Source organism: Kribbella sp. WER1, assembly GCF_054189145.1.
Window position 1 is genome coordinate 4,565,820 of sequence record NZ_CM135186.1, and the last position, 14,265, is coordinate 4,580,084.

The following is a 14,265-nucleotide window of genomic DNA, read 5'->3' on the forward strand; positions in this document are numbered from 1 at the left end:
GAGACGCGGCCCTCGGGGTTCAGAACCTCACGGCCAGATCGAGTTGATCCATTCCGGGTGGTCGATGAACGGGTTCCGGTTGTGCTGGAACTGGTTGTAGATGACCTCGTTGCGGTTCTTCTCGAACGCGTCCGGTGGGTCGGCCGCCGCCCACGCCTTCAGTACCGACAGCTTGCCGATGTACGGCGCGGTGCCGTTGCCGACCTTGTCGTCGAGCTCCAGGTTCGCGAACCCGTCGTCGCCTTCGTACCGGACGGCCATGTAGAAGATCATCCGGGCGACATCGCCGCGGACCGCCGGGCGAGGCGCGAACGAGTCCGAGTCCGCCGTACAACCGGTGCACTGGGCAACCGCCGTACCGCCGTTGTCGAAGTCGAGGTTGCCGCGCGCCGAGTTCACCGAGACGTCCTCGGGACGCAGGTGGTGGATGTCGGTGCCGGGACCGGTCGCAGTACCGAAATCGCCGTGCGACTTGGCCCAGACGTGCTCCCGGTTCCAGTCGTCGACTCCGCCACCCTGGCTGCTCTTCGCGATCGAGCGGCCGGAGTAGACCTCGATGACGTTGTTGCTGTTGTTCGGGTCCTGGTCGGTGACCTTGAGCGCGTCCCAGACCTGGTCGTAGGTGAGCTTGGTCTGCTGCGAGATGATCGTGTGCAGCGCGGCCTTCAACGCGGCACCGGTCTTGCCCGCGGCACCGGCGTAGTAGTCGCCGGGATCGGTCGGCGGATCACCCGGGTCCGAGGAGCCACCCCCGCCGGCGAAGGCGGTCGCGTTCTTCAACCCGGGATGCGAGAAGTACGCCGCGAGCGCACCGGTGACGGTGATCTGCTGACCGAGCAGACCCGGGTTGGACTGCAGCCCGTACGCCGCCCGGAACTCGGCCGGGATCTGCACGTAGAGCATCGACGACGTGCTGGTCTGCGACGCCGAGTCGGCGAGCGCCAGCGCGTAGTCGTTCGGGAAGTTGCTGCGGACAACTGTGCTGGTCGCGGTCGGCTGCCCGACCACGTACCCGGTGACCGAAGCGGTCGAGCTGTCCTGACGGCCGATCGCGGTCGCGACCGTGATCGAGGTGGCGGCGTTCGACGGCGTGATGCCGAAGCCGAGAAGGGCTAGTACGGCGGTGACAAGCAGCGCCGGACGGAAGAGTCGTTGCACGGCTACTCCCAGGGGCGGTTGGGGACCGGTGGACGCAGGACAGTCTGCCCAGCTTCGCGGGCGACGTAACAAACACCAGATGAAGAGTTGAACCGGTGGGGTGCTGAAGGAGTGAGTGTCGTTCAGCACCCCACCTGGGCAAGCGGGCCCCCATCAGGCCGTGACGCACCGCCGCAGCCTGCTCTGCCCACCTACCAGCGAGGTACCACTGGCGGGCGGCACCTCACCGACAAGGCGGCGTCGGGCGGACGCCGTTACGGACCGTACTCATTTCGACACGTCTTGTCCATACCCCAGGGCCGGCTGGAAGTCGGTCCGCTGGGCGCGCTTGAGGCCGTACAGCAGCAGCCCGATCGAGATCGCGCCGACCACGGCGTACGTGATCCGGCCGCCGACGCCGTCCCAGGTGGTGTGCAGTGCGACGGCCAGTACGTACATCCCGAGGAAGCCGGCGAACCGCCGACCGGTCGGCTCGATCACGAAGCGCCACAGTCCCCAGCAGGTCAGCCCGGTCCAGGCGGCGTGCCCGGCCGGTGAGAGCAGGCCGCGGATGAACAGGGTCTGCTCCGCGGCGCCGACGTTCCCGCCGGACTGCAGCAGCGCGACGAACGCGTACCCCATCGTCTCCAGTACGGCGAACCCGGTGCCGACCGCTACACCGATGACGATCCCGCGGCCGAGCGACGTCCGGTACCGGTGCCCGAAGAACACCACGAGCACCGCCGGTACGACGAGCTTGGCCGCCTCCTCGATCACGCCCACGCCGACCATCGGCAGCGTCCCGAGCCGGCGCATCGCGTCGTACTCGAGGAACCCGGCGACCACCACGCCGACCACGCCGCCGAACAGCAGGCAGCCGCCGAGCGTCGGCCCGTCGATCAGCCAGCGCCCGGACCGTCCGGCCGCGAACGTGACGAACGTCAGCGGCACCACGAGTGCGCCGAGCAGGATCATGGTCGGGAACAGGTTCGGGTTCCCGGTGTCGGTCAGCACCACCATCACCGCGACGTACAACCCGGCGCCGATCAGGAACGTGCCGATCCAGCCCCACCTGCGGGCCAGCTGCTGTCCGGTCATGGGGCTGATGCTGCCGGTTCTGGCGCGGTTGCGCCATGTCGCAGGGACGGCAGTGATGGACAGGTCAGATTTCCGTGACGTGATTGCAAACTCTGTCGGAAGGCTGTCCCGCCCGAAGGAGAATCTGCCCATGTCCTCCCCCCGACGGATCGCCGCGCTGACTACAGCGGCGGTCCTTGCCCTCGGCGCCGCGACGGTGATCCCGTCCGCCGCCGCCCCGCCGCCGTCCACGAACCGAACCCCTGGCTCGACCGCCTCGGTCACGCTGATCACCGGTGACGTCGTCGACGTGACCGACGCCGGCGGTGGCCGGAAGGCCGCCACCGTGCACCCGGCCGCGGGCCGCGAAGGCGTCTCGTTCCACACCGTCGAGGCCGACGGCGGCCTGCGGGTGCTGCCGAGCGACGCGGTCCCGTACATCTCCAGCGGCGTCCTCGACGTGAACCTGTTCGACGTCGACGAGCTGATCGCGGACGGGTACGGCGCGGCCGCCGGCCTCCCGCTGATCGTCAAGGACACGCCTGGGCTCCGGGCCGCGCAGAACCTGACCGGTACGACGACCACCCGGCAGCTCCCGTCGATCGGCGGCCGCGCGGTCGAGGCCGCGAAGGATCAGCTCCCGGCGCTGTGGAACGCACTGAAGCCGTCCGTCGGCGTCCAGTCGCTGAACAGCGGCGTCACCAAGATCTGGCTCGACGGCAAGGTCAAGCCGGTGCTGGACAAGAGCGTCCCGCAGATCGGCGCGCCCGACGCCTGGAAGGCCGGGTACGAGGGCTCCGGCGTCGAGGTCGCCGTCCTGGACACCGGCGTCGACGCGAACCACCCGGACCTCCAGGGCAAGGTCAAGGAGAGCCACGACTTCTCCGGTAGCCCGAGCGGTACCGAGGACCACTTCGGCCACGGCACGCACGTCGCCGCAACCATCGCCGGCACCGGTGCCGGCGCCGGCGGTACCCGAAAGGGCGTCGCGCCGAAGGCTGACCTGCTGGTCGGCAAGGTGCTCGGCGACGACGGGTACGGCTACGACTCCTGGATCATCGCCGGGATGGAATGGGCCGCCAACTCCGGCGCCAAGGTCGTGAACATGAGCCTCGGCGGCGACGCCACCGACGGCACCGACCCGCTCAGCCAGGCCGTCAACGACCTCACCGCCCAGACCGGCACGCTCTTCGTGGTTGCGGCCGGCAACGAAGGCCAGGACGAGACCGTCGGTACGCCGGGGGCTGCCGCCGCCGCGCTGACCGTCGGCGCCGTCGACCGGCAGGACAAGCTCGCCGACTTCTCCAGCCGCGGCCCGCGGCTCGGCGACTCCGGCCTGAAGCCCGAGATCACCGCGCCCGGCGTCGGCATCATCGCCGCCCGCGCCGCCGGCACCGCCATGGGTGACCCGGTCGACGAGCTCTACACCGCCGCCTCCGGCACCTCGATGGCGACGCCGCACGTCGCCGGCGCCGCCGCCCTGCTCGCCCAGCAGCACCCGGACTGGAAGGCCGACCAGCTGAAGAACGCGCTGGTCAGTACGGCGAAGACGCAGCCGGACCAGACCGTGTACCAGCAGGGCGCCGGCCGCGTGGACCTGACCCGCGCGGTCGCGCAGAAGGTGACCGCGAGCGGCGTCGCCGACTTCGGCCTGCAGACCACGACCGACGCGACCACCCGGACCATCACGTACCGGAACGACGCGGACAACCCGGTCACGCTGAACCTCGCCGCCCAGATCACCAACCTGGACAGCGGCAAGCCGGCCACCTCCGGCTTCGGGCTGCCCGCCACGGTGACGGTGCCCGCGCACGGGTCCGCCGACGTACCGCTGGCGCTCGACCCGGCACAGCTCGGCCGCGGGCAGTACAGCGGCTGGGTCGTCGCGACCGGGTCGGACGGCGTCGTCACGCACACGGCGGTCGGCGCGCTCCGGTCGGGGCCGCGGCACAAGGTCACGTTCCGCGCCGTCGACATGGACGGCAAGCCGACCGGGGTCCCGGTGTTCTCGCTGTACGGCGACAACTCGCGGTCCGACGTACTGGCGTGGCTCCGTGACGGGCAGACGTACACCACTGAGGTCGAAGAGGGTACGTACCTGATGCACGCGCTGGTCGAGCACAACGACCCGCAGGACGAGCAGGCCAGCCTGGTCACCGACCCGAACGTGGTGATCGACAAGGACACCGACATCGTCATCGACGCCCGCAAGGCGGTGCCGATCACGATCCAGACCCCGAAGCCGTCCGAGCAGCAGGCGGTGCTCAGCTACTACGTGCACCGGGTGTACGGCAACGGCCGGTCGATCTCGCACGGGGTCATGCACTTCAGCACCGTCCAGAAGGTCAACGTGACCCCGACCAAGCCGGTCAAGGACGGCAGCTTCGAGTTCTCCTCCCGCTGGCAACTGGTCGCTCCGATGGTCCAGGCCGCAGTCCCCGGCCTGGCCTCGACGCCCCTCGACATCAACCTGCTCGGCCAATCGCCGGCCTTCGACGGGAAGAAGCGATTCCGGCTGACGGCGTCGCTGGAGGACGCCAAGGGCGCGCTGGTCGTGCTGCCGTCCGACAGCGAGAGTGCGGAGATCGACGCAGCCACGGCAGCCGGCGCGGCAGCAGTCATCCTCATTCGTCCGCCCGACTGGACCGCGTGGACGGTCTGGCGCCCGACCGGCGACCGCCTGCCGATCCCGGCGATGGTGACGACCACCAAGGACGGTCAGAAGCTGCTCGACCGGATCAAGCGCGGCGGCGCCACGATCGACCTCACGCTGACCACCTCCAGCCCGTACCTGTACGACGTACAGCAGGTGTCGACCGGCGCGATCCCCGCGAAGATCGACTACAAGGTCACCCCGGCGAACAGCGCCCGGATCACCACGCGGTACGCCGACAACGGCGGGTTCAACTGGGCCAAGGAGCAGCGGTTCGGGTGGCGTCCGTGGCAGGAGTACTCGTGGAACGACGCGCAGCGGTTCGTCGAGACGCCGAAGGTCCGCGAGGAGTGGGTGACCTCGGGCGACTCGCTCTGGCAGCACCGGGTGCACCACCTGTACACGTGGGACTCGATGAACCCGCTCGGCGGCGGAATGACGTCCGTACCGCAGAGCTACCGGGCGGCGAAGTCGGACGAGACGTGGTTCGGACCGGTGGTCCGACCGGCGGCCGCGCCCGGTATCCCGTCGACTCGGACCGGTGACCGGCTGTCGTTCCGCATCCCGACGTTCGTGGACGCGGCCGGGCACTACACCCGCGGCGAGACCACGTCCGCGTCGGCGACCCTGTCCCGCGACGGGAAGGTGGTCGCGGAGCTGCCGAACGCGTGGGCCGACGTGATCACGACGAGCGCGGACGCGGCGTACAAGCTGGACCTGTCGACCGCGCGGATCGACAAGGAAGGTGAGTGGAACTGGGGGACGCAGACGCAGACCTCGTGGGAGTTCCGCTCGTCCAAGCAGCCGGAGGACAAGGCGACACCACTCACGTTGCAGCAGGTCGACTACAAGGTCCCGGTCGACCTGACCGGGAGGGTCGCCACCCGCACCCACGTCATCGGGTTCGAGTCGCCCCGCGCCAAGTCACTCCAGGCCTGGTCCTCCTTCGACGAAGGCAAAACCTGGCAGAAGCTCGTGACGGTCGGCACCGCCGGCCACTACGTCGCAGTCGTCCCGAACGCCCACGACACGGTCTCCCTCAAGGTCGAAGCCACCGGCCTCAACAACACCAAGATCACCCAAACGGTGATCCGCGCCTACGGCATCCGCTGAAACCCGCGCCGGGTGCCGCACCCGCGGCGCCCGGCGCGTGGTAAGTAGTGATGACGGGTCTGTGAGCAGGTCGAACCGCAGTGCGCGGAGGCGGACGCCTCCACGCGGTGGTTGGCGCGCACAGCCCCCGCGCGGTGGTTAGGCGCGCGCCCCGCGCGGTCCCCGGGCGGGGCGGTCGGCGCCTTGTGCGCTTACAGCCAGTTGCGTTTGGCGGCTTGGAAGGCGAGGCCGGTTCTGGTGTCTACGCCGGCGAGGGCCATCAGGCGGTCCAGGCGGCGTTGGACCGTACGGCGGCTGATGCCTAGTTGGGTGGCGATCGACTTGTCGGGGACGCCGCCGACGAGAAGTGAGAGAAGTAACCGCTCGGAGTCGTCGAGGCCCTCCGGGGTGGGGGCGTCGGGCTGCAGGCGGACGGGCGTCGCGAACTCCCAGTAGCTTTCGAAGAGGGCCAGCAGCGCGTCCAGCAACTGCCCCTGGTTGATGATCGCGGCGGACGGCTCCCCGACCGTCTCGTCGTCGCGGACCAGCGGGCAGATCGCGGTCGAGCGGTCGACGATCGCGAGCCGGACGGGCAGCGTCGGTACGACTCTCGCCTCCTCGCCCCAGCTGACCCCCTCGGCGATCGTGTCCAGTTCGCCCGGCGTCTCGATCAGCGCGCGCTCGTAGATCGCCCGGTAGCGCACCCCGCGGGAGAGTGCGCCGTACTCCTCGGTGTTCTCGGCGCCCTGCATCGCCAGCGGGTTCGCGCGGCAGAACCAGAGGATCTCCTCGCGCGCCGAGTTCTGCAGATCCCGGAGCCGCTCGCGGAGGGTGGTCGCGCCGATGATCACCTCGACCAGGTGATGCGCGTCCCGCCGTCCCGCACTCGCCCGGAACTCCTCGCTGAGCGCGGCCACCGTCTTCCGCGCGGCTTCGAGCGACTCCTGCCGCCGAAGCAGCGTCGTACCGAACGCAACATCCGGCGGCAACGGCCGGAACACCGGCTCGTCGGCGGCCTGCACCGACACCAGCCCTTTCGCCTGCAACCGCTGCAGCACCTCGTCGGCCTCCTGCGGCGGCAACTCGGCGACCTCGGCGAGTTCCCCGGCGCGCGCGGCGGACAAGCCGACCAGCAGCCGGTACGTGTGCTCCTCGTGCGCGTCGAGCAACGAACCGTCGTGCATGCACCCACCTAACAGCCTTACTCATCAGGAAGCGAGCGCTTTCGCAATGACACAACAGAGCCATGACCCACCCGTGCCATCAGAGATCAGGTGAGCGCCCGTCACTTTCCCGTCAAGCGGAACTCGCCGCCGCCCAGCGAACCGCCCTGGAGAAGAGACGCGTGATGAACATGACCGACTACGCCGGCATCGCCGGTCTGATCGCCGCGGCCGCCGTCGCGATCTGGATGCTGCGCAACCACCGCACCGCCCCCGCCCCCGCCCGCACCGGCAGACACCGCGGCGCCCCTACCCTGCGACTACCGCGCCCTGCCCACCCGGAGCGCGCTTCTTCGCGCAGGTAATCAATCGAATCGTCAGGGGCCGTAGTGGTACCGGCACGCGATGATGTGGATTCCGTCGTCCGCGATCCGGTAAACGAGGCGATGCTCCGAGTTGATGCGCCTCGACCAGTAGCCGGCAAACTCGTGCCGCAGTGGCTCTGGCTTGCCTATACCCTCATGGCCGTTGCGGTCGACGTCCTCTATCAGCTGATTGATCCGCTTGAGGAGCTTGCGGTCATTGACCTGCCACCAGAGGTAGTCCTCCCAGCCCCGATCAAGGAAGACGACCTTCACGCGGCGCCACCTGGCGTCCCGGTCTCGCGGGCATCGTCCGGGTCGGCCAGTTCACGGACGGCGCCGCCACCCGCCCGGTCCTGCTCGATCGCGTCACGGAGCCGCCTGGCGTTGGCCGGCGACCGCATCAGGTAGTCGGTTTCCTTCAGCGACTCGTACTCGGCCAGCGTGACGACGACGACAGGCTCGTGCCCGGCGCGGGTGATCACCAACTCCTCCGCATCACGCTCGACCGCGTCGAGGGCGGCTGCCAGGTTCGCGCGCGTCTCGGTAAAACTCATCGTCTTCACGCTGTACAGAATAACGTACAGCGCGCTTCTTTGCGTAGTGGTAAGTGAGCCCGCCGTACGCGTACATCGACAACCCCAGCGCACCCATCAGCACGATCACGACCCATTGCCACGGGCCGTCCTGGTAGAGGGCCAGGAACCATGACTTCGTGCTGTGGCTGCCTGTCAGCTTGATGATTGCCGGTACGACGGCCTGCGGGAACAACGGGATCGCCGCGAATCCGAGGCAGAACCCGGCCAACGTACGACGCCACTTCGGGAGCGCGTCGAGTCCCGCGGTCTTCTTCGCCTGCTCCGCGGGCGACCGGCCGTGTCTGAGCAGTGTGAGGAGTTCCGGGCCGCGCCGGTCCAAGCGACGGGCGGCGACGCGGCCGAAGGACCACCACGCGAGGACGCCGGACAGCACGCCCAGCGGCACGCCCCACCAGCCCAGGTAGAGCGCCACGATCAGGGCCGGCGCGCAGGTCGTCGCGACGAGCACGAGCATCACGTAGACGATGCCCATCGTCTCGCCCTCGTTCTCACCCGAGTTGAGCGGGTTCCCGGACCGCTTGTGCGCGTCGGTCGTCGGTACGGCGGCGTACACCGAGCAGGCGACGACGAGGCCGGCCGCACCGCCCAGCAACGCGGGCAGCACGCTCAGCACCAGGGGCCACGCGCTGGTCACGCCGGACCACCACGTCAGCAGCAGCGTGATCAGCAACGTCGCCGGCCCGAACACGAGCAAGAACGCCCGCTGCCGGGCACGGACATCCGCCCGGCTTGAGCCAGGCGTCATCAGCGTCGTCCAGTACGCCGTACCGTCCGCGCCGTACAGGTTGGCGCACATCGACCCGGCCATCACGACCGCCGCCGGCCCCGCCCACGGCAGCATCGACTTCATCCCGATCGCCAGCGGCATCAGGCAGAAGAACAGCCCGTACGCGACCGAGAACACCACCTTGTGCCCGTAGAGCAGGTCCCGACTCCAGGAGCGGATCTCCTTCGCAGCCGCGGCACCCTGTGCCGTCTTGGCGGTCAACAGCCGCCTAGGCCGACCCCCTGCCCGGGCTGCCGTCGTACGACGCACCAACAGCGCGGACCACGCAAAGAGCATCAGCACCGCGAGTACGACGAGCGCCAGCAACAGCCCGGCCGCCTGCAGCCAGTCACCACGCCCCGCGGCCTCTGCCGCGCCGAAACCCCAACCAGACGGCGCAATCCGAGCAGCCCGCGCCAGGGTCCCCTGTACGTCGGTCGACACGAACGCCACGATCAACGCCCACCCCTGCGCCGTGAACGCCAGGATGAACGCGTTCACCAGCGCCGCGATCACCGCACCGGCCCGCACCTGCAGCAGTACGCCGTACACCGCGACAGCGAGCCGCGACGCCAGCACGAAGCAGAACAACTGCAACAGCAGTGCCGGTACGGCAACGAGCCCCGCGACAACACCACCGCTGGCAACGACCAGGCTGACCAATGCGATCAGGCTGATGATCGGCGCCACGCCCGCAAGCGCAGCCACCAGCAGGCCACTCCCGAGTGTCCGCGGCGACAGCGGCAGCATCGTGAAGTACTCCGGCTTGAGCGTCTCGTCACCGCCGCCCGCGAACAGCGGCCCGATCACCCAGCCGAGCATCCACACGCCCAGCACAACCACCAGTACGTCGTTCTTGCCGGCCGCCGCGACCCAGATCGTGCCGCCCGCGAGCGCCAGCCCGACGAACGCGCCGGTGACGATCCACGACCGCCGGAACTGGTCGCGCAGGGCATGCCGGAACGCGGCCAGCCGCATCCGGACCAGCGTGTGCGACGTCGAGTACGTCAGTGCGAGAGCCACGTCAGCCCCTCGGCGCCCCGCGTCGACGCGCCGACCAGCGACACGAACGCGTCCTCCAGGCTGCCGCCGGCCCGCACCTCCGACACAGTCCCCGCGGCCACGACCTTCCCGTCGGCGACCACCGCGACCCGGTCGCACAGTTGCTCCACCAGTGCCATCACGTGACTCGAGATGACCACCGACCCACCGCCGGCGATGAACCGGTGCAGGATCGTCCGGATGGTGGCCGCCGACACCGGGTCGACCGCCTCGAACGGCTCGTCCAGCACCAGCAGCCGCGGCGCATGCAGCAGCGCCACCGCCAGCCCGAGCTTCTTCCGCATCCCGGTCGAGTAGCCGATCACCTGCTTGTCGTCCTCGTGGTCGAGCTCCAGCACCTCGAGCAACTCTGCCGCCCGCCGGCGTACCTCGTCCTCGGGCAGTCCCCGGAGCAGCCCGAGGTACGTGAGCACCTCCCGCCCGGTCAGCCGCTCCGGCATCCCCAGCCCGTCCGGCAACACCCCGACCAGCGCCTTCGCCCGGACCGGCTCCCGCCACACGTCCACACCGAAGATCCGCGCCGTCCCGCCGTCCGGCCGAAGCAACCCGACAGCCATCGACAACGACGTCGTCTTCCCGGCCCCGTTCGGCCCGAGCATCCCGAAGAACGACCCCGCCGGCACACTCAAACTCAACCCGTCGACCGCCCGCTGCTCCCCGAACACCTTGGTGAGCCCGTCGAGCTCCAACGCTTCGTCCATGCCGAAACTCTGTCACCGCACCCCGGCACCCCGCGTCACCCCATCGGCTGACCCGCCGCATCAACCGTCAGGTCAGCACGGTGATCCGGTCCAGCGCGGACGGCGTGATCAGCGGGTTCGCGCGCAGGTACTCGATGAACTCCTCGTGGTCCCGCCCGTTCCGGTACGGCTCGGTGAAGCCGGACAGCGCGCCGTACCCGTCCGCGCCGATCAGTGTGTACGCGAGACCGGCGACCCGGTACGTCTTGGCGAGGTCCAGCGGTACGCCGTCGATCCGGAAGCCGTCCGGGTCGACCCGATCGCCGACCGGGCGCCGGGCGTCGAAGGTGGCACGGACGTTCGCGGAGAAGTTCAGCGGGCCGTACTTCGCCGCCTGCCACTGCTGCTCGAGCGCGTCGTGGATCTGTTGCCCGGTCAGCGTGACGGTCAGGATCGGGTTCTCGTAGCCGAGCTGGCTGTACGCCTCGCCGTACAGGATCCGCCGTCCGCGTCGGCCGCGTTGCTGCCCTTCGCGTAACGCAGCGTCCCGGCGACCGCGTTCGATCCGGTGATCGGCTTGGCCGCGACCAGGGCGAAGTCGACCGGTCCGTGCCGTCGCGCCGACCAGTAGCAGAGGTCCGCGCCGAGCTCGCCCATGCTGCTCTCGCCGGATCCCGTCAGCGTCGGCGTGAAATCGGCGGACAGGTGGCCGGCGACAGTCCCGTACCGGCGCTCACCGAAGGCCGTCCAGTAGTCGACGATGCGGGCGATCCGCGGGTCCGGCGTCACGTCCAGCGTGACCGGATGGTTGGTCGAGACGGTCAGGTCGCGCACCACCGCGCCGGTGCGCGGGTCCAGCTTCAGGTTGATCTCGTTGATGATCTGCCCGGCGTGCCCGGCCTCGACCATCGGCCGCGGGACGCCGTTCGGGTCCGGCAGCATCGCGTTGAACCACCAGTGCCAGTGTCCGGTGACGATCGCGCAGATGTCGGGGCTGAGGTCGGCGGCGAGCTGGATCGCCGGGCCGGTGGCGAGGTTCGCGCCGTTGATCGGCGCGTGCCAGTTGTCGTCCTGTTGCGCGCCGTCGTGCACGACCACGACCAGCGCGTTCACGCCGCGCTTCTTCAGGTACGCCGCGACCTGGTTGCCGGCCGCCGCCGTCTCGATGCTGGCCAGGCTCGGGTTGTACGAACTGGAGCCGGTCGGGGTGTTCGCGACGGTCAGGTGGATGAACCCGATCGGGTACCGCTGTCGCCGGTCCGTCACCCACTCGATGTTGTACGGCGCGAACACCGGCTTCCGGGTGTTCCGCCAGAGGATGTTGGCCGAGTAGTACCCGAACCTGATGCCCTGGTACCGGCGCCCGGTCGAGTCCGGGAAGCTCGAGTCGCGGCCCGGCGTACCGACCGGCTTGCCCTTCATCAGGTGGTCGACCAGGTAGTCGACGCCGTAGTCGAACTCGTGGTTGCCGAGCGCCGAGAACTGCAGCCCGAGCGCGTTCAGCACCTCGATCGTCGACTCGTCGGACAGCATCTTGTTGTCCAGCGGCTGCCCTCCGCAGAAGTTGTCGCCGGCGCTGAAGAAGATCGAGTTCCGGCGCGCCTGGATCGCCCGCAGATGCGTGGCCAGGTACGCCGCGCCGCCGACATGCAGACTGACCTGCCCGTCCGCCCCGGGCAGGAACCCGTCCGCCTGCGCCGTCGGCGTCCGGTTGTTCCCGTGGAAGTCGGTGATGTTCAGCAACTGCACGTCGACCAACTCCGGCGCCGCGGGCCGCCTGGCCGCCTCACTCGCGTACGCCGGCACCCCCAGCCCGACGGACGCGACCGCCGCTCCCGCACCAACCAGCACCGACCTCCGGCCGACCGTTCGCTGCACAGCGCCACCCCTCTCGATCCGAGCCAGACCCAGACGCTATGCAACTTTTTGCCCGTTTCGACAGCAAAGGAAACAGAAATTTACGAACTGTCCATCCCGTGGCCCGTACACAGATCATCCGAAAGGAGGAAATCTGACCGGGAAAGCAAAAGTCCCGGTCGAGGAGCTCGACCGGGACTCTGTTCTGTGCGCGAGGGGGGAGTTGAACCCCCACGCCCTTTCGGGCACACGGACCTGAACCGTGCGCGTCTGCCTATTCCGCCACCCGCGCGCAGTCGCCTGAGATGATCTCTGGCGACGAGAAGGAACAGTAGCACGGGTTGTGCCGGTGCTTCACATTGCGGGTTCGGTCGAACCTCCCGATACGATCGATCGTCGTACCCGGTGTGTCCGCCACGACCGGTGGACGACATCTTGCGTACCGACGGTGGAGGAGGAGGCGTGCGACCGCTACAGCGCTTCGAGCGACGCCTGGAAGGCATTGTCAGCGGTGTCTTCGCGCGCGCTTTCAAGGGTGATGTGGAGCCGATCGAGCTGGCCGCGGCTCTCAAGCGTGAGATCGACAACACCGCGCGGATCCTGTCCCGGGACCGCCGGCTGGTGCCGAACCACTTCACGATCGAGCTCGGCCCGGACGATTTCGAGCGGCTGAACGCCTACGGCCGGACCCTGAACCACGAGCTCGCCAACGAGCTGCGGGACCACGCGGACATCCAGCGGTACACGTTCTCCGGACCCATCGACATCGAGCTGGTCCAGCAGGATGATCTGCCGACCGGTAAGTTCCGGGTGGTCAGCGAGACGGCCGGGACGCCCCAGCGGCGGCCGGCCGAGTACCAGCAGCCCGAGCCCCAGCCCTACCAGCAGGAGCCCTACGTGCCGCCGAACCCGCCGCCGGTCACCCCGCAGTACCAGCAGCCGCAGCCGCCTCCCCAGCCGCCGCAGCAGCAGTCGCCGCGCCGCGGTCATCCGCAGGTGATGCTCGAGGTGAACGGCCGTCGCCGCCCGGTCAACCCGCCCGGCGTGGTGCTCGGTCGCGGGACCGACGCGGACATCCAGATCAACGACCCGGGCGTCTCCCGCCGGCACGCCGAGATCCGGCTGATGCCGGAAGGCCCGAACGGCATCCGGGTCGTAATGGTCGACCTCGGCTCCACCAACGGCACGCTGGTGAACGGCCGCCGGTCCACCGAGGCCGAGCTGACCGACGGTTCCACCGTGCGGATCGGCAACACGACCATGACGCTGCGTCTCGCGGACGAGCCGATGGCCCAGCCGCCGAGCAGCGGGTGGTGACTGACCTTCCATGTCGGAACTGACCCTGACCCTGATCAAACTGGGGTTCCTGGCCCTGTTGTGGATGTTCGTCCTCGCAGTGCTGTCCGTGATCAGGTCGGACCTGTTCGGCGCCAAGGTGGACAGCCGGGCGGCGGCTCCCGCCGCGCCGCCGGTCACCCGGACGCCGAAGCCCCCGAAGCCGGCCAAGAAGCGCAAGGGCCTGCCCGGGTCGCTGAGCATCGCGGACGGTCCGCAGGCGGGGGTCGGCGCGTCGCTGGTCGACGAGCCGGTGATCATCGGTCGTGGTTCGGACTGCCAGATCCGGCTGGACGACGACTACTCCTCCACCCGGCACGCCCGGCTGTTCCTGTCCGAGGGCCAGTGGTGGGTCGAGGACCTCGGCTCCACCAACGGCACGTACCTGGACGGCCAGCGGGTGACCCGCCCGGTCCCGGCCGAGATCGGCGGTTCGATCCGGATCGGCCGGACGACGCTGAACATCGCGAAGTAGGCCTGCC

At 69.3% G+C, this 14,265-nt stretch carries 12 protein-coding genes and 1 tRNA gene; 3 read left to right on the plus strand and 10 right to left on the minus strand.

The features are described 5' to 3' along the window. Window positions 1-27: 27 nt before the first annotated feature. Both ACXJJ3_RS21995 and ACXJJ3_RS22000 read right to left on the minus strand, forming a co-directional pair. Window positions 28-1,158: an endonuclease gene (locus ACXJJ3_RS21995; RefSeq protein WP_458163661.1), complete on the minus strand. Its 1,131-nt coding sequence runs from the start codon at window positions 1,156-1,158 to the stop codon at window positions 28-30. 267 nt (window positions 1,159-1,425) lie between these two features. Continuing rightward, a complete protein-coding gene (locus ACXJJ3_RS22000; RefSeq protein ID WP_458163663.1) occupies window positions 1,426-2,235 on the minus strand; it encodes a PrsW family intramembrane metalloprotease in 810 nt (269 codons plus the stop codon). A gap of 130 nt (window positions 2,236-2,365) precedes the next feature. On the opposite strand from ACXJJ3_RS22000, the gene ACXJJ3_RS22005 reads away from it, so the two are divergent. Further along, entirely contained in the window at window positions 2,366-5,980 is a 3,615-nt protein-coding gene (locus tag ACXJJ3_RS22005) for a S8 family serine peptidase (RefSeq protein ID WP_458163665.1), read from the plus strand. A 191-nt stretch (window positions 5,981-6,171) separates the two neighbouring features. Here the strand turns inward: ACXJJ3_RS22005 and ACXJJ3_RS22010 are convergent, their stop codons facing one another. The 8 genes from ACXJJ3_RS22010 to ACXJJ3_RS22045 all read right to left on the minus strand — a co-directional run bounded on the left by ACXJJ3_RS22010 (window position 6,172) and on the right by ACXJJ3_RS22045 (window position 12,740). Further along, on the minus strand, window positions 6,172-7,143 hold the full coding sequence (locus ACXJJ3_RS22010; RefSeq protein WP_458163667.1) for a helix-turn-helix domain-containing protein: 972 nt from the start codon (window positions 7,141-7,143) through the stop codon (window positions 6,172-6,174). Window positions 7,144-7,499: 356 nt separating this feature from the next. Then, window positions 7,500-7,760 carry a Txe/YoeB family addiction module toxin gene (locus ACXJJ3_RS22015; protein ID WP_458163669.1) on the minus strand — a complete coding sequence of 87 codons (261 nt, stop codon included), beginning with the start codon at window positions 7,758-7,760 and terminating at the stop codon, window positions 7,500-7,502. Continuing rightward, complete coding sequence (locus ACXJJ3_RS22020; RefSeq protein WP_458163671.1) at window positions 7,757-8,041, minus strand: type II toxin-antitoxin system Phd/YefM family antitoxin; 285 nt, start codon at window positions 8,039-8,041, stop codon at window positions 7,757-7,759. Before ACXJJ3_RS22020 ends, ACXJJ3_RS22015 begins: the two co-directional genes overlap by 4 nt. Then, a complete protein-coding gene (locus ACXJJ3_RS22025; protein WP_458163673.1) occupies window positions 7,983-9,872 on the minus strand; it encodes a hypothetical protein in 1,890 nt (629 codons plus the stop codon). Before ACXJJ3_RS22025 ends, ACXJJ3_RS22020 begins: the two co-directional genes overlap by 59 nt. Beyond that, the gene (locus ACXJJ3_RS22030; RefSeq protein ID WP_458163675.1) at window positions 9,857-10,612 is read right to left on the minus strand and encodes an ABC transporter ATP-binding protein; all 756 of its coding nucleotides are present in this window, start codon (window positions 10,610-10,612) and stop codon (window positions 9,857-9,859) included. The genes ACXJJ3_RS22025 and ACXJJ3_RS22030 overlap by 16 nt, the downstream gene beginning before the upstream one ends. A gap of 67 nt (window positions 10,613-10,679) precedes the next feature. Further along, complete coding sequence (locus tag ACXJJ3_RS22035; RefSeq protein ID WP_458171930.1) at window positions 10,680-11,156, minus strand: 5'-nucleotidase C-terminal domain-containing protein; 477 nt, start codon at window positions 11,154-11,156, stop codon at window positions 10,680-10,682. Next, window positions 11,039-12,469 (minus strand): bifunctional metallophosphatase/5'-nucleotidase, encoded by a 1,431-nt coding sequence (locus ACXJJ3_RS22040; protein WP_458163677.1) that lies wholly within the window; start codon window positions 12,467-12,469, stop codon window positions 11,039-11,041. The genes ACXJJ3_RS22035 and ACXJJ3_RS22040 overlap by 118 nt, the downstream gene beginning before the upstream one ends. Window positions 12,470-12,656: 187 nt before the next feature. Further along, window positions 12,657-12,740, minus strand: a tRNA-Leu gene (locus tag ACXJJ3_RS22045). 170 nt (window positions 12,741-12,910) lie between these two features. Here ACXJJ3_RS22045 and ACXJJ3_RS22050 point away from each other — a divergent pair. Together ACXJJ3_RS22050 and ACXJJ3_RS22055 are read left to right on the plus strand one after the other, a co-directional pair. Continuing rightward, window positions 12,911-13,765, plus strand: coding sequence for an FhaA domain-containing protein (locus tag ACXJJ3_RS22050; protein WP_458163679.1), 855 nt, complete (start codon window positions 12,911-12,913; stop codon window positions 13,763-13,765). A 10-nt stretch (window positions 13,766-13,775) separates the two neighbouring features. Continuing rightward, window positions 13,776-14,258 carry an FHA domain-containing protein FhaB/FipA gene (locus ACXJJ3_RS22055; protein ID WP_458163681.1) on the plus strand — a complete coding sequence of 161 codons (483 nt, stop codon included), beginning with the start codon at window positions 13,776-13,778 and terminating at the stop codon, window positions 14,256-14,258. The last annotated feature ends 7 nt before the right edge of the window (window positions 14,259-14,265 follow it).

Bases quoted from the DNA above. Each gene is read 5' to 3' on its own strand.
- ACXJJ3_RS22000 (WP_458163663.1), bottom strand. From the start codon at position 2,235: ATGACCGGACAGCAGCTGGCCCGCAGGTGGGGCTGGATCGGCACGTTC.
- ACXJJ3_RS22005 (WP_458163665.1), top strand. From the start codon at position 2,366: ATGTCCTCCCCCCGACGGATCGCCGCGCTGACTACAGCGGCGGTCCTT.
- ACXJJ3_RS22010 (WP_458163667.1), bottom strand. From the start codon at position 7,143: ATGCACGACGGTTCGTTGCTCGACGCGCACGAGGAGCACACGTACCGG.
- ACXJJ3_RS22020 (WP_458163671.1), bottom strand. From the start codon at position 8,041: ATGAGTTTTACCGAGACGCGCGCGAACCTGGCAGCCGCCCTCGACGCG.
- ACXJJ3_RS22030 (WP_458163675.1), bottom strand. From the start codon at position 10,612: ATGGACGAAGCGTTGGAGCTCGACGGGCTCACCAAGGTGTTCGGGGAG.
- ACXJJ3_RS22055 (WP_458163681.1), top strand. From the start codon at position 13,776: ATGTCGGAACTGACCCTGACCCTGATCAAACTGGGGTTCCTGGCCCTG.